The sequence below is a fragment of the Actinomadura sp. NPDC049382 genome, assembly GCF_040677125.1.
Lineage (GTDB): Bacteria > Actinomycetota > Actinomycetes > Streptosporangiales > Streptosporangiaceae > Spirillospora > Spirillospora geliboluensis.
Genome location: NZ_JBFARO010000003.1, coordinates 54,565 through 74,691 on the forward strand (window position 1 = coordinate 54,565; position 20,127 = coordinate 74,691).

The following is a 20,127-nucleotide window of genomic DNA, read 5'->3' on the forward strand; positions in this document are numbered from 1 at the left end:
GGGCGGTTCGGCCTCACGTCATAGCCTGGGGGCATGACCCCCGAGCCCGACATCGAGTCGCTGCGGCTGCTGGTGCTGGTCGCCGAGCGGGGCAGCCTCACGGCCGCCGCCGGGGAGCTGCGGATCAGCCAGCCGTCGGCGAGCAAGCGGCTGTCCCGGCTGGAGCGCCGGCTCGGCGTCCGGCTCGTCGACCGGACCCGGCGCGGCTCGTCCCTCACCCCCGCCGGGACGGCGGTCACGGGATGGGCGCAGCGCGTCCTGGACGCCCTGGCCGCGCTCGGCGCCGGCGTCGAGGCGCTGCGACGCGAGCACACCGGCAACCTGACCGTCGCGGCCAGCCTCACCGTCGCCGAGCACCTGCTGCCCGCCTGGATCGGGGAGCTGCGCCGCGCCGACCCCGACCTGCACGTGGGCATGCGGGTGACGAACTCGGCGCACGTCTGCGAGCTGGCCCGGCAGGGCGAGGCCGACATCGGCTTCATCGAGTCGCCGGGCCGCCCGGCGGGGCTGCGCTCGCGGACCGTCGCGCGGGACCGGCTGGTGCTCGTCGCGCCGCCCGGCCACCGCTGGACGCGCCGCACGCGGCCCGTCCCGGCCGCCGAGGTCGCCGCGACCCCGCTGATCAGCCGGGAGGCGGGCTCGGGCACCCGGCAGGCGGCCCGCCAGGCGATGGCCGCCCAGGGCCTGGACCTCGTCCCGCCGCTGCTGGAGTTCGGTTCCAGCACCGCCGTGCGGAACGCGGTCGTCGCCGGCGCGGGCCCCGCGCTGATCAGCGACCTGGTCGTGGGCGCCGACCTCGCCTCCGGCGCCCTCGCCGAGGTCCCGATCGACGGCGTGGCGCTGGAACGTTCCCTGCGCGCCGTCTGGCGGACCGGCACCACTCCGTCCGGCCCGGCCGCCGCCCTCCTCGCCCACGCCCGCCGCGCCCCCACCCGACCCTGACCCGGCCCAACGGCGTTCCGCCGGCCGGGCCGCGCAGTCAGTGCTCGCGCGTTACTCCGTCAGTCTTGCCAGCCCTCGGGGTTCGTACAGGACTCGCGGGAGATGCCGGAGCCGGTGTCGGGGAAGTCGCCGAAGCGCTCCCGGTGCACGTGCGCGAACAGGTAGCACATCGACTCGCAGCCGGCGTCCTCGACGGCGATCCGCGGGTCGGCGGCGACGGCGGTGTAGAACTCGCGGCCCAGCGCGAGGATGAAGCCGCGCGCGTACAGGAAGCCGTCGTCGGACCCGTCCGTGACCTCGTGGACGTCGCGGCGGTCGATGGCGTGGAGCAGGCGCTCCGCCACCCGGTCGAGGTCGGTCAGCTCCGCCGCGCCGAGGTCGCGGGCGAGCCCGCGGAGGTTGTCGACGAACCCGTTGAGGGCCTTGTCGACCGCCGTGAACTCCGGCATCTCGTAGCCGGCCGACTCCGGGTCGCGGGTGGCGAGCGCCGTGCGCGCCGCGTCGACGCCCAGCGGCGCCCACGCCGCCTCGATCAGGTCCCAGAACCGCTGTTCGTCCACGTCGTCCTCCTTGGCTCGGTGGCCCGCATTCGACCAGCCGCCTCCGACAGAACGCCCGGTGGACGGGGAGCGCTCAGGAGATCTCCTCCTCGACCCGCTTGCGGAGGACCTTCCCGGTCGCGTTGCGGGGGAGCGGGTCCGAGGTGATGTGCCAGCGGGACGGGACCTTGAAGTAGGCGAGCCGCTCCCTGGCGAACGCCGCCAGGTCCTCGACCGCGGGGGGCGTGCCGCCGCACACGACGACCGCCGCGACCTCCTGGCCGAGGTCCGGGTGCGCGACGCCGATGACGATGCACTCCGAGACGCCCGGGTACTCGGCGAGGACGTTCTCGACCTCGGTCGGGTAGACGTTCTCGCCGCCGCGGATGATCAGGTCGGAGCGGCGGGTGGTGAGCCGCAGCCGGCCGTCGTCGATCCTGCCGAAGTCGCCGGTGCGCAGCCAGCGGTCGCCGTCGATGGCGCCGGCGGTGGCCTCCGGGTCCCGCCAGTAGCCGATCATGTTGTAGGCGCTGCGGGCGCAGACCTCGCCCTCGGTGCCGTCCGGGACGGGCTTGCCCTCGGCGTCGCGGATCTCCAGCTGGACGCCGATGTTCGGGGTGCCGAGCGTGCCCGGCGCCTCCGCGAGGTCCATCGGGGTGGCGACGGAGATGGCGGTGCACGACTCCGTCAGCCCGTAGCTGTCGACGAGGGCGCCGCGCGCCGGCGGGAACACCGACTGGAGCCGCTCCTTGAACGCGGGCGACGACGGCGCCGAGGCCAGCGCGAACGCGGTCAGCGACGACAGGTCGTACTTCGACAGGTCGCCGTGCTCCATCATCCGGTGCGCCATCGTGGGGACGGCGCCCCAGTTCGTGACCTTCTCCTTCTCGACGAGGCTGAGCACCTTGTCCACGTCGAAGCCGCCCATGTGCATGACCACGGCGGTGCCGGTGGCGAGCCGCGGGACGGCCAGGTTGTGCAGGGACGCGATGTGGAAGAGCGGCAGCGCGAGCAGGTAGCGGCGGGCCGAGGGGTCGATGCCGAACAGGCCCATCAGGGCGTCGTTGTAGCGGTGGTACTCGATCACCGAGGTCAGGTTGCGGTGCGAGTGGACGGCGCCCTTCGGGCGGCCCGACGTGCCGCTCGTGTAGAGGATGACCGCCGGGTCGTCCTCGGCGACCTCGGGCACGTCGAGTTCGGCGCCGGGGTAGCGCGCCATCAGCGACGGGACGTCCTTCTCGATCGTCAGCACGTCCTCGGAGATCAGCGCGGCCCGCTTCTCGTCGGCGATCACGATCTTCGGGTCGGTGTGGCCGAGCGCGTACTCGATCTCGGCCGGCGCCCACCAGGCGTTGTAGCCGACGGCGACCGCGCCGGCGGCGATCGCCGCCCAGAACGACACGATCCACTCGGGGGAGTTGGCCGCGTTGATCGCGATCCGGTCGCCCGGCCGGACGCCGAGGTCGTCGCGCAGCGCCTTCGCCATGGACGCGACGGCGGCGGCGTGCTCGGCGAAGGACAGCCGGCGGGACGCGGTGACGAGGTAGTCGCGATCGCCGTGGGCGGCCGAGCGGGCGAGCACCTCGCCGAGGCTGCGGGCGCGGCCGGCGAACACGGGCAGCCGGGTGCCGAGCACCTCCTCCTCGCGCAGTTCGAACTCGCCGCCGGGACCGGTCAGCTTCGCGATGCCGTCCATCGAACCCCCTCCTCCTCGCCGGGACGGCCCATTGTGGGCTGCGGCACACCGGCTCCACCAGGGCATTCCGCTCAGCGGGACGGTCACGGACCGTTCCAGACCGAACTCATTCCCGCTCAGCGGGACTGGAGCTTTTACGTGCGCCGCGTCACATCACCATGACCGCACCAGGACTGAGCAGACCGGACCGGCCGGGCACGACCCCGGCGGACCGGGCTGGGCGCGCAAGCAGGACTGAGCGGGAGAACCAATGGGAAGCCTCAGCGACAAGGTCGCGATCGTGACCGGAGCGGGACAGGGCGTCGGGCAGGGCATAGCGCTCGCGCTGGCGTCGGAGGGCGCGGCGGTCGCCGTGCTCGGCCGCACCGCGGCCAAACTGGACGCGACCTGCGGGCTGATCCGGGAACGCGGCGCGAAGGCGGAGCCCTTCGTGTGCGACGTCGCGGACACCGAGGCGATCCCCGGGGTGGTGGAGCGGGTCGCCGGCGCGTTGGGCGGCGTCGACATCCTGGTCAACAACGCCTACGCGGGGTCCTACGGCCCGCTGCTGGAGATGAGCGACGCCAAGTTCCAGAAGGGCTTCGTCACCGGCCCGTTCGCGGCGTTCGCGTTCATGAAGGCGTGCCACCCGCACATGAAGGCGCGCGGCGGCGGCAGCATCGTCAACCTGGTCACCTCGGCCATGGTCCGGTGGGACCCGGCCACGTACGGCGCCTACGCGGCGGCCAAGCAGGCCCTCCGCTCGCTAACCCGGACGGCCGCGGCCGAATGGGGCCCGGACGGCGTCCGCGCCAACAACATCGCCCCGCACGCCCTGTCGCCGGGGCTGAAGTGGTGGGCCGAGAACAACCCCGAGGCGGCCGAGGAGTTCCGCAAGACGATCCCGCTCGGCTACATCGGCGACTGCGAGGACGACATCGGCAAGGCCGTGGTCGCGCTCGTCCAGCCGGCGATGCGCTACCTGACCGGTGCGACGATCCCGCTGGACGGCGGCCAGGCCAACTTCGGCTGACCCGGGGCCCGGACGGAGCCGTCCGGACCTCCCACAAGACACCCGCCGCACCACACCGCGGCTGAACGCACCCCACAACACCGGTAACTCCCTCTGACGCCCGGCCACGCTGCGGTGCGGCAGTGACGCAGCGCCGCAGAGCCCCAGTGCCGGCCGGGCCGGAGCCCCCTACCCGAGAACCCCGTCCCCCGCCTGCCCGAAACACCACTTGCCGCCCCGGCGGCCGGTGAAAGGAGTACGACCGTATGAAGGTCGACAAGATCGGGCGCCTCGCCGCAGGCGCCCTCGCGGTGGCGCTCGTGACCGCGTCCTGTTCCAGCGAGCGCTCGGGCACCGACGGGGTGTCCGGCGGCGACTCCGGCGGCGCGACCGCCGCCGCGAGCAAGACGTTCGGGACGCTGGCGTCCCCGTGCGGCCCCGGCGACGCCAAGGGCAAGACCGACCAGGGCGTCAGCGACGACGCGATCACCATCGGCTTCGGCGACGACCGCGGCTTCGCGTCCGCGCCGGGCCTGTCCAAGGAGATGGGCGACGCCGTCTCCGCGATGATCGACTGGTGCAACCAGCAGGGCGGCATCAACGGGCGCAAGATCAAGGGGAACCAGTACGACGCCGCCTACGCGCAGTCCGCGAAGGTGATGCAGGAGTCCTGCAAGCAGGACTTCATGCTCGTCGGGCAGGGCTTCGCGATGGACGAGGCCGCCGAGCAGTACCGGGTGGCGTGCAAGCTGCCGACGGTCGCCGGCTACACCGTCGGCCCGAACGCCGCGATGGGCCCGATGAAGTACGAGGCCGTCCCGTACCCGGTCGACATGATGAACATCGGCGGGCTCCGCCTCGCCGAGAAGCAGTTCCCCGACTTCAAGGAGAAGACGGACCTGCTGCTGTCGACGTCCCCGGCCGTCAGCACCGGCACCGGCAAGATCGCCGGCGCGATGAAGGAGATCGGCGTCAAGCCGCTGGAGTGCGGCGTCCGGCTGAACGACGCGGGCGAGAGCAGCTACATGCCGTTCGCCGAGAAGATCAAGAAGTGCGGCGCGGGCTACCTGTGGTCGTCCGACTCGCCCGACCCCGGCCAGTTCAGCCTGCTGGAGTCGATCGAGCGGGCGGGCGCCGAGCCGAAGTACGTGTTCGAGGCGACCTGGTACAGCACGATGGTGTCGAAGTGGAACACCTCGGGCGCCGGTGACAACCTGCACGTCGGCATGATCTTCCAGCCGTTCGAGAACGCCGAGAAGGTCCCCGCGGTCAAGCAGTACATGGACGTCGTCAACGCCAAGCAGGGCAAGGTCGCGCTGCTCGGCATGCAGGCGACCTCCGCGTTCCTGCTGTGGGCGCAGTCCGCGCAGAAGTGCGGCTCCGACCTCACCCGGCAGTGCGTGATCAACGAGCTGTCGAAGGTGCACGAGTGGACGGGCGGCGGCCTGCACGCGCCGACCGACCCGGGCAACAACAAGCCGGCGTCCTGCTCGCTGATGGTCAAGCTCAACAAGACCAAGTACGAGCAGGTCTACCCGAAGAACGTGGGCGAGTTCGAGTGCGGCCCCGAGTTCGTCGTGAAGACCGACCCGAAGGCGTCGGGCGTGCAGCTGAACGGCGACCGGATCTCGACGAAGTTCCTGACCGACGACGTCATCAAGCCCCAGTCCTCCTGATCCGAACCCGCCGGAGGCGGTGACCCACATGGCGGTGAGCAAGTGACGACGTTCCTGACCTACACGATCCTGGGGCTGGTCCTCGGGTCGGTGTACTCCATCGCGGCATCGGGGCTCGTGCTGACGTACAACACCTCGGGCATCTTCAACTTCGCCCACGGCGCGCAGGCGATGTTCGGCACGTTCCTGTACTGGCACTTCACCGAGCGGTGGGGCTGGCCGGTCTGGCTCGCGCTGGTCGTCGTGATCGGGGTGGTCGGTCCCGCGATGGGCGCCGCGCTGCACGCCGCGATCATGAAGGGGCTGCGCGGCACCGCCGACGTCACGAAGATCATCGTGACGGTGGCGGTGCTGCTCGGCACCGTCTACCTGGCGCAGTGGATCTGGAATCCGGACGAGGCCCACACCGTCGACATGTTCTTCGGCGCGGGCTCGAAGATCACGGTCGGCGGCGTGGTGGTCCGCTACCACGAGATCGTCTGCCTGGTCGCCGCCGTGGCGATCGCCGTCGGGCTGCGGGTGCTGTTCACCCGCAGCCGGATCGGCGTCGTCATGCGCGGCTCGGTCGACGACCCGGACCTGCTCCGGCTGAACGGCCACGACCCCGAGCGCGCCGCGATGCTGTCGTGGGCGCTCGGCTCCACCCTCGCCGTCCTCGCCGGGGTGCTGATCGTGCCGATCAGCGGCGGCGGCCTGGACGCGAACGCGCTGACCCTGCTGGTGATCGACGCGTTCGCGGCGGCGATGTTCGGCCGGCTGCGCAGCATCCCCCGCACCTTCGTCGGGGCGATGGTGCTCGGCCTGACCGCCAACTACGTGCTCGCCTACCTGCCGTCGGCGGGCACCTTCACCGGCAACCTGCGCGTCTCGCTGCCGATGATCATCCTGTTCGTGGTGCTGGTGGTGCTGCCCCAGGACCGGCTGCGCGGGGCCGCGATCCGGACCCGCGAGCGGTACCGGGTGCCGACCGTCCGGGGCGCGGCCGTGTGGGGCCTCGTGCTCGTCGCGGTCGTGTACCTCTACAGCCTGCTGCTGTCGGACGGCGCCGTCACCACGTTCGCGCTCGGCATGACGTTCGCGATCATCGCGCTGTCGCTGACCGTCCTCACCGGCTACGCGGGCGAGCTGAACCTCGCGCCGCTGGCGTTCGGCGCGGTCGGGACGGTGGTGGCGTTCCACGCCGGGGTGGTCGGCACCGGCCTGGACGCCCGGATGAACATCCAGGGCGTGCTGCTGGCCGTCGTCGCGGCGGCGGTCGTCGGCGGGCTCGTCGCGCTGCCGGCGCTGCGGCTGCGCGGCCTCTACCTGGCGCTCGCCACGATGGCGTTCGGCGAGTTCCTGTCGAACATGGTGCTGCGCGACACCACGCAGCACGAGCTGTTCGGCGTGAAGTTCACGCTGTTCCCGGACGGGTCGCTGATCGTCCCGCCGCTGAAGGCCGGCCCGCTCGACCTGCGGGACGGGACGACGTCGCTGATGACGGCGACCGTGCTGTTCGCGCTGATCGCGGTCGGGCTCGCCGCGCTGCGCAACAGCGGGTACGGGCGGCGGCTCGCGGCGATGAAGGACAGCCCGGCGGCGTCGGCGATGCTCGGGCAGAACCTGGTCCGGCTGAAGCTGAGCGTCTTCATGATCTCCGCGGCGATCGCGGGGCTCGGCGGCGTGCTGATGTCGGCCGCGACCGGCACCGTCGCGCAGGAGAACTTCTCCTTCGTCGGCAGCCTCGCGCTGCTGATGCTCGTCGTGGTCGCCGGGATCGGCTACCTCAGCGGCGCGCTGCTCGGCGGGCTGATGGCGGGCGTCGGCTCGGCCGTCCTCGTGTCGACGTTCGGCGACCTGGCCCTGGACAACGAGGGCCTGGCGACCATCTACACGGCCCTCGGCCACCTCGTCCTCGTCGGGACGGCGCTGGTCGGGATGGGCGTCGGCCGCAACCCGAGCGGCTTCGTCCACGACATCATCGACGGCTACCGCGCGACGCGGGACGCCAGGCCCGTCCTGTACGGGGCGGGGGCGTTCGGCGCCGTCCTCTACGTCCTCGCGCTCACCGGCGTCATCGGGACGTGGCTGTTCGCGATCATCGCGCTCTGCGCCGTCATGCTGCTGCCGGTCTTCGGCCGCATGTACCTGGACGAGGGGCGGCGCAACCGTCCGACGCCGCTGGAACTCCTCGGCGTGGACGAGCCCTACACCGACGAACTGCGCGCGCGCGTCGACCGCGAACTCGGCCTGAAGGGAGGGGTCCATGCCTGACACGACGTCAGAGCCCGCAGCGGCGCTGCTGGAGACGCGGAACATCACCGTCCGGTTCGGCGGCAACACCGCCGTCGACGACGTCGGCCTCACGATGGCCGGCGGGCAGATCACCGGGCTGATCGGCCCGAACGGCGCCGGCAAGACCACGATGTTCAACACCATCACGGGCCTGCAGAAGCCCGCGTCCGGCCAGGTGCTCCTGGACGGCGACGACATCACCAAGCTGTCCCCGGCCAAGCGCGCGCGGCGCGGCATGGCGCGGACGTTCCAGCGCCTGGAGCTGTTCCTGTCGCTCTCGGTGCGCGACAACGTCCGCGTCGCGGGCGACATCCTGCGCAGCCACAGCCGCAAGCGCTTCGACCTGGACGAGCAGACCGACAAGGTCCTCGAACGGACCGGGCTCACCGACATCGCCGACCGCGATGTGTCCGACATCCCGATCGGACGGGCCCGCGTCGTGGAGGTGGCGCGCGCGCTGATGACCTCACCGCGCGTCCTGCTGCTGGACGAGCCCGCGTCCGGCCAGACCGAGCGCGAGACGGACGCGTTCGCCGAGATGCTCACCGGCCTCGCCGGGGAGGGCCTCGCGATCTGCCTGGTCGAGCACGACCTGCCGCTCGTGATGAAGCTGTGCGCCACGATCCACGTCCTCGACTACGGCGCGCTGATCGCGTCCGGCACCCCGGCGGAGATCAAGGAGTCGCCGGAGGTCATCGCCGCCTACATCGGCACGGAGGAGGCGTCCCATGCCTGAGTCGAAGGCGGTCCCCGAGCCGCGGGCGGCGGCCGAGGCGGAGGCCGAGCCGCTGCTCGAACTGGCCGGGGTCCGCGCGGGCTACGGCGCGATCGAGGTGCTGCACGGCGTCGACCTGGCGCTGAAGCCCGGGTCGCTGCTGGCGCTGCTCGGCCCGAACGGCGGCGGCAAGTCCACCACGATGCGGGTGTGCGCGGGCCTGCACCCCCCGACCGCCGGGGAGCTGCGGTTCGCGGGCCGCAAGGTGAACGGCATCTCCGCGCAGGACGCGGCCCGCCTCGGCGTCTGCTCGATCCCCGAGGGCCGCGGGATCTTCCCGAACCTGACGGTGCGGGAGAACCTGTGGGCCGCCACCGGCACCGGCGCGCGGCTGGAGGACCTGGAGGAGAAGGCGTACGCCCGCTTCCCGATCCTCGGCAAGCGCCGCCGGCAGCTCGCCGGATCCATGTCCGGCGGCGAGCAGCAGATGCTCGCGCTGTCCCGGGCGCTCGGCACCGATCCGGCGGTGCTGCTGCTCGACGAGCTGTCCATGGGCCTCGCGCCCATGATCGTCACCCGGATGTACGAGACGGTCGCCGAGCTGGTCGAGGGCGGCCTGTCGGTGCTGGTCGCGGAGCAGTTCGCCCGCGCCGTCCTGCCGATCGCCGACACCGCCGCGCTGATGCTGCACGGGCGCGTGGCGGCGGTGGGCCCGCCCGCCGAGATCGAAGACCGGCTGTCCAGCGACTACCTGGGAGGTTGACCCCGAATGCTCACTGAGGAACGACGCAAGCAGTTCAAGGACGACGTGGCCGGCCAGAAGCTGAGGACCGACGGGTCCCGCTTCGACGGCGCCCTGCGCATCGCCGGCGCCCTCGCGATGGTCGCCGGCGTCGTCGGCGCCTTCATCGCCTACAACGTCTCGCTCACCAAGGACGACATGCGGGACGTGGGCTCGCTGCAGACGCTCGCCATCGGGTTCCTGGCGGTGACCGTCCTCGGCGCGGCCCTGTACCTGGCCGCCGCCGTGACCCGCGTCCTGCGGCTGTGGCTGCTGCGGCAGCTGATGGAGCAGCAGGCGCAGGCCGACCAGATCGCCGCCGCGCTCCGCGACCAGGGGTAGCGGGGCAGGTCGACGCTCCCAGTCAGCGGGATGTCCGGAGTGCCCGGACATCCCGCTGATTACCGTCTAGTCCGGATGGAGGACTCTGAATGAACGACCCGAAGCCCGACGTTTTCACCCCGGCCAAGCTCGGCCCGGTCACGTTGCGGAACCGCACGATCAAGGCGGCGACGTACGAGGGCCTGACCAAGGACGGCCAGGTCACCGACGCGCTGATCGACTTCCACGTCCGGCACGCGCGCGGCGGCGTCGGGATGACCACCGTCGCGTACTGCGCGGTCGCGCCGGAGGGGCGCACCGACCGCAGGCAGATCCACTGGCGGGACGATGCCATGCCCGGCCTCCGCAAGCTGACGGACGCCGTGCACGCCGAGGGGGCCGCCGTCCAGGCGCAGATCGGGCACGCGGGCCCGGTCGCCAACCCCAAGAGCAACAAGCTCCCCGCGCTCGCGCCGAGCCGCCACTTCCACCTGACGACGCAGACCGTCGCGAAGGCCGCCACGCACGGCGACATCGCGCGGGTCGTCGAGGCGCACGCGCGCGCCGGCCGGATGGCGATCGAGGCGGGGTTCGACTCCATCGAGATCCACATGGGGCACAACTACCTGACCAGCTCGTTCCTCAGCCCCAAGGTCAACCACCGCAAGGACGAGTACGGCGGGTCGCTGGCGAACCGGGCCCGGCTGGCGCGCGAGATCGGCCGCGCCGTCCGCGACGCCGTCGGCGATCGCATCGCGGTCACCGCGAAGCTGAACATGGACGACGGCGTGCCCGGCGGCTTCTGGATCGACGAGGCCATCCAGGTCGCGCGGTGGCTGGAGGAGGACGGCTCCGTCGACGCCCTCCAGATGACCGCGGGCAGCTCCCTGCTGAACCCGATGTACCTGTTCAAGGGCGACGCGCCGCTGCACGAGTTCGCGTCCGTGATGAAGCAGCCGACCAAGCTCGGCATCAAGCTGATCGGCAAGCACTTCCTGAAGTCCTACCCGTACGAGGACCTCTACCTGCTGAAGGACGCCCGGCAGATCCGCGCGGCGGTGAAGCTGCCGATGATCCTGCTCGGCGGCGTCACCGACAAGGCGGGCATGGACACCGCGATGGCGGAGGGCTTCCAGTTCGTCGCGATGGCCCGCGCCCTGCTGCGCGAGCCCGACCTGATCAACCGGATCCAGGCGGAGCCCGCGACCGAGTCGCTGTGCATCCACTGCAACAAGTGCATGACCGCGATCTACGGCGGCACGCACTGCGTCCTGTCCACCGAGCCGGCCTGGGGTGCCGCGAGTGCGTGACGAGACGATCGCGGCGATGCTGCTGGACCGGGTGGGCGACACCCGGCACGGCCTGCGCAGCCGCGAGCGGACGTGGACGTGGGACGAGGTCGTCCGGGAGAGCGCCGCGCGCGCGTCGCTCGCCCGCGAGCTGCGGCGGGACGGCCCGTTCCACATCGGGGTGCTGCTGGAGAACGTGCCGGAGTACGTCCTGTGGCTGGGCGCGGCGGCGCTCAGCGGCGCGACGATCGTCGGGATCAACTCGACGCGGACCGGCGCCTACCTGGAGCAGGAGGTCCGGCACACCGACCTGCAGCTCCTCGTCACCGACCAGGCCGGGCTGAAGCTCCTGGACGGCCTCGACATCGGCGTCCCCCGCGACCGCTTCGTCCTCATCGACGACGAGGACTACGCCGCGCGGGTCGAGGCCCACGCCTGCGAGCCGTGGGTGGACGCGTCCGTCACCCCCGAGACGCAGATCCTGCTGCTGTTCACGTCCGGGACCACGGGCGCGTCGAAGGCGGCGCGCTGCTCGCAGGGCCGCCTCGCCGAGCTGGGCCGCAACAACAGCACCAAGTACGACATCAAGCGCGACGACATCAGCTACTGCTCGATGCCGCTGTTCCACGGCAACGCGCTGATGGCGCTGTGGGCGCCGTCGCTCGCGGTCGGCGCGACCGTCGTGCTCGCGCCGAAGTTCTCCGCGTCCGGGTTCCTGCCGGACGTCCGGTTCTACGGCGCGACGTTCTTCAACTACGTCGGCAAGGCGATCGGGTACGTCCTCGCCACGCCGGAGCGCCCGGACGACGGCGACAACACGCTCACCCACGGGTTCGGCACCGAGGCGTCCCCCGAGGACAAGGCCGAGTTCCTGCGCCGGTTCGGCGCGCGGCTCGTGGAGGGCTACGGCTCCAGCGAGAGCGCCGGCATGATCAAGCGGGACCCGGCCGCGCCGCCGACCGCGTTCGGCCGCCCCGCCCACGACGGCGTCCGCATCGTCAACCCGGAGACGCGCGAGACCTGCGCCCGCGCCGTCCTGGACGAGCACGGCCGCGTCACCAACGCCGAGGCCGCCGTCGGCGAGATCGTCGACGTGCACGGCGCCGCGAAGTTCGAGGGCTACTACAAGAACCCGGAGGCGGACGCCGAACGCGTCCGGCACGGCTGGTACTGGACGGGCGACCTCGGCTACATCGACGGGGACGGGTTCCTGTACTTCGGCGGCCGGTCCGGCGACTGGATCCGGGTCGACTCGGAGAACATCTCGGCGCTGCTCACCCAGAACGTCGTCCGCCGCCACCCGAGGATCGTGGACGCGGTCGCGTTCGGCGTCCCCGACCCGCGCTCCGGCGACCAGGTGATGGCCGCGATCGAGATCCCCGAGGGCGTCGCGTTCGAGGACCTCGACCTCCCCGCGTTCCTCGCCGCGCAGGACGACCTCGGCACCAAGGGCGCCCCGCGGTTCGTGCGCGTCTCGCACGCGCTGCCGACGACGGGCTCGGGCAAGCTCAAGAAGAAGGAGCTGCAGCTCGACGGCTGGCGCACCACCGACCCCGTCTACCGGTGGGCGGGCCGCGGCGCCCCCGAGTACGTGCTGATGACCGAGGCGGACAAGGCCGCGCTCCGGGACGAGTTCATCGCCGCCGGACGCGTGCGCTTCCTTCCGTGAACTGTGGCTCCGTCACCGAGAAAGGGCAGGTATGGATCTGCGTGAGTCTGACGCGCATCGTGAACTGCGCGCGGAACTGAGGGCGTACTTCGCGGGCCTGCTGCCCGAGGACGTGCGCCGCCGCGCCGGCGAGCAGGGCGTCGGCGGCGACCGGTTCCGCGAGATCGTCAAGATGCTCGGCAACGACGGCTGGCTCGGCTACGGCTGGCCGACCGAGTACGGCGGGCAGGGCAAGTCGATCGCCGAGCAGTACGTGTTCTTCGACGAGGTGCAGCGGGCCGGGCTGCCGTTCCCGTTCGTCACCGTGAACACGGTCGGCCCGACGCTGATGCGCTTCGGCACGGACGAGCAGAAGAAGAAGTACCTGCCCGGCATCCTGTCCGGCGACATCGTCTTCGCGATCGGCTACACCGAGCCCGACGCCGGCACGGACCTCGCGTCGCTGCGCACCAGGGCCGTCCTGGACGGGGACGAGTTCGTCGTCGACGGCAGCAAGGTGTTCACCAGCGGCGCCAACACCGCCGACCACATCTGGCTCGCCGCCCGGACCAACCCGGACGCGCCGAAGCACAAGGGCATCTCGATCCTGATCGTCCCGACCGACGCGGACGGGTTCTCCTGGAGCCCGATCCCGACCGTCGGCGGCATGGTCGTGACCTCGACGTACTACCACGGCGTCCGGGTGCCCGCGTCCTCGGTCGTCGGGGACGTCGACGGCGGCTGGAGCCTCATCACCACCCAGCTCAACCACGAGCGCATCGGCCTCGCCGCCCTCGGCGGCCGGATGATCCGGCTGTGGGAGAACGTCCGGGACTGGGCCCGCGAGAACGGCGTGATCGACCTGCCGTGGGTGCGCGCCGACCTCGCCCGCGCGTACGCGCGGCTGGAGGCGATGCGGCTGATGAACTGGAAGATGACCATGGCGGTCGAGGCCGGGGAGCTCACCGGCGCGCAGGCCGGGGCCACCAAGACGTACGGGACGGAGACGCACATCTTCGTCCAGCGGACGCTGACCGGGGTGCTGGGGGCGGCCGGGCGGATCCGTCCCGAGTCGCCGGGCGCGGTGCTGCATGGGCAGATCGAGCAGCTGTCCCGGCAGGGGATCGTCAACACGTTCGGCGGCGGCGTCAACGAGGTGCTCCGCGACATGGTCGCCGTCCAGGGCCTGGGCCTGCCGAGGGTGAAGCGGTCATGAGCGACTACGCGGTTACGGATGATTATGAGGAGAGGCTGCAAGCCTGGGTCGGCAAGGAGCTGCTGACCCGGCGGTTCGGGCAGGACCCGGTGAACGTCCCCATGATCCGGCACTGGGTCGAGGCCATGGAGGACGGCAACCCGGTCTACCTGGACGAGGACACCGCCCGCGAGACCGGCCGCGACGGCGTCGTGGCGCCCGCGTCGATGGTGCAGGCGTGGACGATGCGCGGCTACGCGGCGTCCGTCCGCCCCGACCCTGAGCCGACGGGCTCCGACGAGCTGACGGCGCTGCTCGCCGAGGGCGGGTACACCTCCGTCGTCGCCACCGACTCGGAGTTCGAGTTCGTCCGGGAGCTGGTGCCGGGCGACCGCGTCAGCGTCGAGGAGGTCGTGCAGGCGATCTCCCCGGAGAAGAAGACGGGCCTCGGCGCCGGCCGCTTCATCACCACCCTGCGGACCTACCGCGACGCCTCCGGCGAGGTCGTCGCGACGCAGGGGTGGCGGCTGCTGCGCTTCCGCCCCCCGGATAAGGCGGCCGAGCCGGCGGACGAGGCGAAGCCGAAGGCGCTGCGGCCGCGGCCCGCGATCAACCTGGACAACGCGTTCTGGTTCGAGGCGGCGCGCGAGCACCGGCTCGTCATCCAGCGCTGCGCCGACTGCAAGTCGCTGCGGCACCCGCCCGGCCCGTGCTGCCCGCAGTGCGGGTCGTTCGCGTGGGACACCGTCGAGGCGCAGGGGAACGGCCACGTCTACAGCTACGTGGTCAACCACCACCCGCGCCACCCGGCGTTCGAGTACCCGCTGGTCGTCGCGGTGATCGAGCTGACCGAGGGCACCCGGCTGATCGCGAACATGACCGGGGTCGCGCCGGAGGACGTCGAGGTCGGCATGCCCGTCGTCCTCGACTGGATCGACCCGGACCCCGACCTGTCCCTGCCGGCGTTCCGCCCGGCCGACGCAGACGCTAAGGAGCGCTGATGGACTTCACCCTGGGCGAGGAGCTGGAGGCCGTCCGGGACCTGGCCCGCCAGATCTTCACCGATCAGGCGTCCCAGGCGCGGATCAAGGCCGCGGAGGCGTCCGAGCGCGGCGTGGACGAGGGCCTGTGGGCCGAGCTCGGCGAGACCGGGCTGCTCGGCGTCGCGGTGGCGGAGGACGCGGGCGGGGCCGGGCTCGGCGCCGCCGGGCTGGCCGTCCTGCTGGAAGAGCAGGGCCGCGCCGTCGCGCCCGTCCCGGTCTGGCCGGTCGTCGTCGCCGCGATGACGCTGGCCGCGCACGGGTCGGCGGCGCAGCGGGAGATCCTGCCGCCCGTGCTGGACGGGTCCGTGCGGCTGACGGTCGCGCTGGAGGAGTTCGGGCCGTCCGACCCGGCCGCGCCGCGCTGCGCCGCCGTCCGCGACGGCGACGGGTGGCTGCTGACCGGCACGAAGGCGGTCGTCCCCACCCCGTTCGGGACGAGCCACGTGCTGGTGTCGGCGTCCCCGCCGGACGGCCCCGGGCTGTTCCTGGTCGAGACGTCCGCCGCCGGGGCCTCCTGGGAGGCGACCGAGACCACCACGCACGACAAGGCCGGCCACCTCACCCTCGACGGCGTCCCGGCGCGGGCCCTCGGGGAGGGCGCGCTGGCGGAGGCGCTGCGGCTCGCCCGCGTCTCGGTCGCCGCGCTGCAGGTCGGCGTGGCGGAGGGCGCGCTGCGGATGGCCGCCGACTACCTGTCCGGGCGGGAGCAGTTCGGCCGCCCGCTCGCCACGTTCCAGGCCGCGCAGCACCAGCTCGCCGACTGCTACATCGAGATCGACGCGCTCCGCGTCTGCCTCTGGCACGCGGTCTCGCTGATCGGAGCCGGGGAGGACGCCGAGACCGCCGTCCTGACCGCCAAGTGGTGGTCGGACGAGGGCGGGCTGAACGTCGTCCACCGCGTCCAGCACCTGCACGGCGGCATCGGCGTGGACGTCGACTACCCGGTGCACCGCCACTTCCTGTGGGGCAAGCAGCTCGCCGGGACGCTCGGCGGCGCGTCCGCCGACCTGGACCTGCTGGGGGCGGCCCTGTGAGCAAGAACGCTGTGAGCCGCGCCTACGCCGACGTCGCGGTGGGGGAGGAGCTCCCCGAGCTGCGCGTCCCGCTGACCCGCACGATGATCGTCGCGACCGCGCTGGCGAGCCGCGACTACCAGGACGTCCACCACGACCCGTCGCTCGCGGTCGAGCGCGGCTCCAAGGACGTCTTCATGAACATCCTGACGACGAACGGGCTCGTCGACCGGTACGTCACGGGCTGGGCCGGGCCCGCCGCCGTGGTCAAGGCCATCAAGATCCGGCTCGGCGCGCCGAACTACCCGGGCGACACGATGGTCCTGACCGGCACCGTCACCGAGAAGCGGGACGGCGGCCGGGTCGAGATCAAGGTGCGCGGCGTCAACGCGATCGGCCCGCACGTCACCGGCACCGTCGTGGTCCAACTGCCCGTCGTCCAGCTGGAAGGGAGCGGAGCATGAGCGTGCTGCCGGGAGCGGCCGCGATCGCCGGGATCGGCGCCACGGAGTTCTCCAAGGAGTCCGGGCGCAGCGAGCTGCGGCTCGCCTGCGAGGCCGTGCTCGCCGCGATCCTGGACGCGGGCCTCCAGCCGTCCGACGTGGATGGGATGGTGACGTTCACCGCCGACACCAGCTCCGAGATCCACATCGCCCGCAACCTCGGCATCGGCGAGCTGAAGTTCTTCTCCCGCGTCGGGCACGGCGGCGGCGCGGCCTGCGGCACCGTCCAGCAGGCCGCGATGGCCGTCGCGACCGGCGTCGCCGACGCCGTCGTCTGCTACCGGGCGTTCAACGAGCGGTCCGGCACCCGCTACGGCCTCGGCCAGGCGAACCGGCCGATGGACGTCAGCGCCGACAGCGCCGCGTACGCGTGGATGAACCCGTTCGGGCTGTCGACGCCCGCGCAGTGGGTCGCGATGTTCGCCCGCCGCTACATGTACGAGTACGGCGCGACCAGCGAGGACTTCGGCCGCGTCGCCGTCGTCGACCGGGCGCACGCCGCGAAGAACCCGGCCGCGTGGTTCCACGGCCGCCCGATCACCCTCGAAGACCACCAGGCGTCCCGCTGGATCGCCGAACCGCTCCGGCTCCTCGACTGCTGCCAGGAGAGCGACGGCGGCCAGGCACTGGTGATCGTCTCCGCCGAGCGCGCCCGCGACCTGCCGCACCGCCCCGCGCTGATCTGGGGCGCCGCGCAGGGGTCCGGCAACGACCAGCACATGATGACGAGCTACTACCGCTCCGAGATCACCGGCATCCCCGAGATGGGCCTGGTGGGACGGCAGCTGTACGCGCAGTCGCGGCTCACCCCGGCCGACGTCCAGGCCGCGATCCTCTACGACCACTTCACGCCGCTGGTGCTGCCGCAGCTCGAAGAACTCGGCTTCTGCGCCAAGGGCGAGGCCAAGGACTTCATCGCGGACGGCAACCTCGAACTCGGCGGCCGGCTCCCGTTCAACACCCACGGCGGGCAGCTCGGCGAGGCGTACATCCACGGGATGAACGGCATCGCCGAGGGCGTCCGCCTGGTGCGCGGGACGTCGGTGAACCAGCCGGGCGACGTCCACAACGTCCTGGTCACCGCCGGCACCGGCGTCCCGACCAGCGGCCTGATCCTGGGAGCGGACGCGTGAGCGAATGGCAGGGCAAGGACCTCGGCACCCGGACCGTCACCTATGACGAGACCCGGGCGATCCTCTACGCGCTGGCGGTCGGCGCGGACGCCTCCGACCTCGACCTGGTCTTCGAGGAGCGGCTGCGCGTCCTGCCGACGTTCGCGCTGACCCTCGCCCAGTGGGCCCTGGACGCCCTCGGCGCGGCGGGCGCGTTCGACACCGGGACGGCCGTCCATGGCACCCAGCGCCTGCGCGTGCTGAAGGACCTTCCGCGCTCGGGGGCGGTGGAGATGAGCGCCCGCGTCGCGGACGTCTGGGACAAGGGCTCGGCGGCGGTCTTCGACGTGACCGTGGACAGCGAGTACTTCGAGGCGACGTGGTCGGTGTTCGCACCGGGCGCGGGCGGCTTCGGCGGCGACCGCGGCCCATCCGCACGCCGCCGTCCCGAGATGGCCCCCTCCAGCACCTTGGACGTCCGTACGGCCACCAACCAGGCGGCCCTCTACCGCCTGCTGGGCGACCGCCACCACCTGCACATCGACCCGGAGGCGGCGAAGACGGCCGGGATGCCGCGCCCCATCATGCACGGCCTGTGCACGCTGGCGGCGATCACCCTGCCCCTGGCCTCGTCCGTCGGCGCCCATCCGGCCGACCTACGCGAACTAGAGGGCCGCTTCGCCGCCCCCGTCTTCCCGGGCGACGCCCTGCGCGTCGAAACCTGGAAGGACGACGCCGGGGCGACCCTCTTCGAGGCCGCCGCGGACGATCGCACGGTCATCTCCGCCGGCCTCGCCCGCTTCGCCTGAGCTCACTCCCTGCGGGGGCTCGGCAGCACACCGCGCCCCCGCCTGCCCTCGCTCTCCTGACGGGGTCAAGCGGGCATCTGGGCCCAGACGATCTTTCCTTCGCCGGTGGCGGAGGGGCGCGTGCCGGTCTCCTTGGCCTATTCGTAGGCGGAGACGATGGCGAGGCCGCGTCCATTCCCGGCGGTGAAGGACGGCGGGGCCGGGGCCGGAGCCGGTAGGTCGGGGGACGGTCCCAGCACTCCAGGAGAGGCGTCCCGTCCTCCAGAGCGCAGCGGAGCCGGATCTCCCGGCCGCGGGCCGCCGTGACGGCGTTGGTGACGATCTCGCTCATCACGAGAGTCGAGTCGTTGATCACTTCGTGGCTGGGAGGTGGCGCGATACACCCGTGGGGGAGCGATGAGTGTTCGAGAGTCGATCGACCCGGCGTCCTCACTGTGGGCCTGGCTGGCCTTTGACCTGTGGTTTCATCGCACCCAGCGAGGTCTCTCGCTCGCACAGACCGCCATGGTCGTCCACGTGACCCGGGCGACCGTATCGAATTGGGAGGCCGGTTGCCTTCGGCCGCGCGATACAGACATGAGGCGGCTCGACCAGGCATGGAGACCGGCGGTCACTTCGAGAGACTGCACATGTTCGCGTGCGGTGGGCACGACCCGGACTGGTTCAAGCAGTACATCCAGTATGAAGAGGCCGCAGACGTCCTCAAGATGTACCACGGCAAGACCGTCCCAGCGCTGGCAGAGACGCAGACGTACGCGGAGGCACTCCTCAATGTCGCCGGGCGGAGCGCCGAGGCTGAGGCGGAGAGCAGAGCCCGGACGAAGCGCCAGAAGGTGCTGCAACGTGAGAACCCCCCGTACTTGTGGATACTCATCGATCAGGAGGTGCTCGAAAACGTCGTCGGAGGCCCCGCTGTCATGGCGGAGCATTTGCGCTGCCTCATTCGGAATCAGGCGACCGGGTGTGGGTGCGGGATTCCAAGGACCCGGATGGGGAACGGCTGGCGTTCGAGCGTGAGGCGTTCGCCGGGTTGCTGGTCCGGGTGAAGCGCGGAGAGTTCAGCCTCTAGTGTTCATCTGCCATGGGGCGCATGTGGCGCTGGGGTCGATGACCGGAGGTGCATCTGGTCTGCGACGATCCGGCCACCCACGAGACACCGCGGGTCGACGACTGGTCGGGCCCGCCACCCCCCGCCCGCCTTGTGGCCTTGTGAAGCCGGCGGTTCGGCAACTCGATGCCGTCGGTGGCGTGGGCGGCCGGGGTAAAGCCGAATTAGCGGGTGTTCTGTTGTTGGTCCTGGTTGCGGTGGTTTTTACCGGAATAGTGTGGTGCTGCAGGTGCCCGGTTGCGGTGGCCTCTGCGGGTCGGTGTGGACGTTGCGGTCAGGGTGGGCTGGAGTCACTTCGGCTGGGCTCGCTGGTGGGGTGTGGTGGTTCGGCTGCAGGTCGGTGCGTGGCCGCTGACCTCTGACCCGGGGCCTTCGGCCCCGAAGGACTGCGGCTGGGCGATCGGGACCCGTTTACGGCGCCCGAATGGGCGAAATATTCCCCGATTCGGCTCGACGGTAAAGACGACAAGAT

18 protein-coding genes and 2 pseudogenes are annotated in these 20,127 nt (G+C 71.8%); 18 read left to right on the forward strand and 2 right to left on the reverse strand.

The window, feature by feature from the left end; genetic code table 11:
- The first annotated feature begins 33 nt into the window (after positions 1–33).
- The gene (locus AB0K34_RS02810; protein ID WP_301174692.1) at positions 34–942 is read left to right on the forward strand and encodes a LysR family transcriptional regulator; all 909 of its coding nucleotides are present in this window, start codon (positions 34–36) and stop codon (positions 940–942) included.
- A 59-nt stretch (positions 943–1,001) separates the two neighbouring features.
- Here AB0K34_RS02810 and AB0K34_RS02815 read toward each other — a convergent pair whose 3' ends face one another.
- A complete protein-coding gene (locus AB0K34_RS02815) occupies positions 1,002–1,502 on the reverse strand; it encodes a DUF4240 domain-containing protein (protein ID WP_138637798.1) in 501 nt (166 codons plus the stop codon).
- Positions 1,503–1,575: 73 nt separating this feature from the next.
- Complete coding sequence (locus tag AB0K34_RS02820; protein ID WP_138637799.1) at positions 1,576–3,177, reverse strand: AMP-binding protein; 1,602 nt, start codon at positions 3,175–3,177, stop codon at positions 1,576–1,578.
- 250 nt (positions 3,178–3,427) lie between these two features.
- Here AB0K34_RS02820 and AB0K34_RS02825 point away from each other — a divergent pair, with 250 nt between their 5' ends.
- The 17 genes and pseudogenes from AB0K34_RS02825 to AB0K34_RS02905 all read left to right on the forward strand — a co-directional run bounded on the left by AB0K34_RS02825 (position 3,428) and on the right by AB0K34_RS02905 (position 19,616).
- Complete coding sequence (locus AB0K34_RS02825; RefSeq protein ID WP_301174691.1) at positions 3,428–4,189, forward strand: SDR family oxidoreductase; 762 nt, start codon at positions 3,428–3,430, stop codon at positions 4,187–4,189.
- A gap of 245 nt (positions 4,190–4,434) precedes the next feature.
- On the forward strand, positions 4,435–5,844 hold the full coding sequence (locus tag AB0K34_RS02830; RefSeq protein ID WP_301174690.1) for an ABC transporter substrate-binding protein: 1,410 nt from the start codon (positions 4,435–4,437) through the stop codon (positions 5,842–5,844).
- 42 nt (positions 5,845–5,886) lie between these two features.
- Positions 5,887–8,097 (forward strand): ABC transporter permease, encoded by a 2,211-nt coding sequence (locus AB0K34_RS02835; protein ID WP_301174689.1) that lies wholly within the window; start codon positions 5,887–5,889, stop codon positions 8,095–8,097.
- On the forward strand, positions 8,090–8,854 hold the full coding sequence (locus tag AB0K34_RS02840) for an ABC transporter ATP-binding protein (protein WP_301174688.1): 765 nt from the start codon (positions 8,090–8,092) through the stop codon (positions 8,852–8,854). The genes AB0K34_RS02835 and AB0K34_RS02840 overlap by 8 nt, the downstream gene beginning before the upstream one ends.
- Positions 8,847–9,596, forward strand: a complete 750-nt coding sequence (locus tag AB0K34_RS02845) for an ABC transporter ATP-binding protein (protein ID WP_301174687.1) — start codon at positions 8,847–8,849, stop codon at positions 9,594–9,596. Before AB0K34_RS02840 ends, AB0K34_RS02845 begins: the two co-directional genes overlap by 8 nt.
- 6 nt (positions 9,597–9,602) lie before the next feature.
- Positions 9,603–9,956 (forward strand): hypothetical protein, encoded by a 354-nt coding sequence (locus AB0K34_RS02850; protein WP_301174686.1) that lies wholly within the window; start codon positions 9,603–9,605, stop codon positions 9,954–9,956.
- A gap of 89 nt (positions 9,957–10,045) precedes the next feature.
- Positions 10,046–11,245 (forward strand): NADH:flavin oxidoreductase, encoded by a 1,200-nt coding sequence (locus AB0K34_RS02855; protein WP_301174685.1) that lies wholly within the window; start codon positions 10,046–10,048, stop codon positions 11,243–11,245.
- Positions 11,238–12,893, forward strand: a complete 1,656-nt coding sequence (locus tag AB0K34_RS02860) for an AMP-binding protein (RefSeq protein ID WP_301174684.1) — start codon at positions 11,238–11,240, stop codon at positions 12,891–12,893. The genes AB0K34_RS02855 and AB0K34_RS02860 overlap by 8 nt, the downstream gene beginning before the upstream one ends.
- Positions 12,894–12,924: 31 nt before the next feature.
- A complete protein-coding gene (locus tag AB0K34_RS02865) occupies positions 12,925–14,088 on the forward strand; it encodes an acyl-CoA dehydrogenase family protein (protein ID WP_301174683.1) in 1,164 nt (387 codons plus the stop codon).
- A complete protein-coding gene (locus AB0K34_RS02870; RefSeq protein ID WP_301174682.1) occupies positions 14,085–15,068 on the forward strand; it encodes a MaoC family dehydratase N-terminal domain-containing protein in 984 nt (327 codons plus the stop codon). The genes AB0K34_RS02865 and AB0K34_RS02870 overlap by 4 nt, the downstream gene beginning before the upstream one ends.
- Entirely contained in the window at positions 15,068–16,144 is a 1,077-nt protein-coding gene (locus AB0K34_RS02875; RefSeq protein ID WP_364544892.1) for an acyl-CoA dehydrogenase family protein, read from the forward strand. Before AB0K34_RS02870 ends, AB0K34_RS02875 begins: the two co-directional genes overlap by 1 nt.
- On the forward strand, positions 16,141–16,587 hold the full coding sequence (locus AB0K34_RS02880; RefSeq protein ID WP_240807857.1) for a MaoC family dehydratase: 447 nt from the start codon (positions 16,141–16,143) through the stop codon (positions 16,585–16,587). Before AB0K34_RS02875 ends, AB0K34_RS02880 begins: the two co-directional genes overlap by 4 nt.
- Complete coding sequence (locus AB0K34_RS02885) at positions 16,584–17,759, forward strand: lipid-transfer protein (protein WP_138637811.1); 1,176 nt, start codon at positions 16,584–16,586, stop codon at positions 17,757–17,759. Before AB0K34_RS02880 ends, AB0K34_RS02885 begins: the two co-directional genes overlap by 4 nt.
- On the forward strand, positions 17,756–18,547 hold the full coding sequence (locus AB0K34_RS02890) for a MaoC/PaaZ C-terminal domain-containing protein (RefSeq protein ID WP_364544896.1): 792 nt from the start codon (positions 17,756–17,758) through the stop codon (positions 18,545–18,547). Before AB0K34_RS02885 ends, AB0K34_RS02890 begins: the two co-directional genes overlap by 4 nt.
- A gap of 396 nt (positions 18,548–18,943) precedes the next feature.
- Positions 18,944–19,123: pseudogene (locus tag AB0K34_RS02895) on the forward strand (helix-turn-helix transcriptional regulator); the annotation flags it as partial.
- 53 nt (positions 19,124–19,176) lie between these two features.
- A pseudogene (locus AB0K34_RS02900) lies at positions 19,177–19,482 on the forward strand (Scr1 family TA system antitoxin-like transcriptional regulator); the annotation flags it as partial.
- A gap of 32 nt (positions 19,483–19,514) precedes the next feature.
- Positions 19,515–19,616 carry a DUF397 domain-containing protein gene (locus AB0K34_RS02905; RefSeq protein ID WP_364544899.1) on the forward strand — a complete coding sequence of 34 codons (102 nt, stop codon included), beginning with the start codon at positions 19,515–19,517 and terminating at the stop codon, positions 19,614–19,616.
- The last annotated feature ends 511 nt before the right edge of the window (positions 19,617–20,127 follow it).

Coding starts and splice junctions, on each gene's coding strand:
- AB0K34_RS02810 (WP_301174692.1), top strand. CDS start 34: ATGACCCCCGAGCCCGACATCGAGTCGCTGCGGCTGCTGGTGCTGGTC.
- AB0K34_RS02820 (WP_138637799.1), bottom strand. CDS start 3,177: ATGGACGGCATCGCGAAGCTGACCGGTCCCGGCGGCGAGTTCGAACTG.
- AB0K34_RS02825 (WP_301174691.1), top strand. CDS start 3,428: ATGGGAAGCCTCAGCGACAAGGTCGCGATCGTGACCGGAGCGGGACAG.
- AB0K34_RS02830 (WP_301174690.1), top strand. CDS start 4,435: ATGAAGGTCGACAAGATCGGGCGCCTCGCCGCAGGCGCCCTCGCGGTG.
- AB0K34_RS02840 (WP_301174688.1), top strand. CDS start 8,090: ATGCCTGACACGACGTCAGAGCCCGCAGCGGCGCTGCTGGAGACGCGG.
- AB0K34_RS02845 (WP_301174687.1), top strand. CDS start 8,847: ATGCCTGAGTCGAAGGCGGTCCCCGAGCCGCGGGCGGCGGCCGAGGCG.
- AB0K34_RS02850 (WP_301174686.1), top strand. CDS start 9,603: ATGCTCACTGAGGAACGACGCAAGCAGTTCAAGGACGACGTGGCCGGC.
- AB0K34_RS02855 (WP_301174685.1), top strand. CDS start 10,046: ATGAACGACCCGAAGCCCGACGTTTTCACCCCGGCCAAGCTCGGCCCG.
- AB0K34_RS02865 (WP_301174683.1), top strand. CDS start 12,925: ATGGATCTGCGTGAGTCTGACGCGCATCGTGAACTGCGCGCGGAACTG.
- AB0K34_RS02870 (WP_301174682.1), top strand. CDS start 14,085: ATGAGCGACTACGCGGTTACGGATGATTATGAGGAGAGGCTGCAAGCC.
- AB0K34_RS02875 (WP_364544892.1), top strand. CDS start 15,068: ATGGACTTCACCCTGGGCGAGGAGCTGGAGGCCGTCCGGGACCTGGCC.
- AB0K34_RS02885 (WP_138637811.1), top strand. CDS start 16,584: ATGAGCGTGCTGCCGGGAGCGGCCGCGATCGCCGGGATCGGCGCCACG.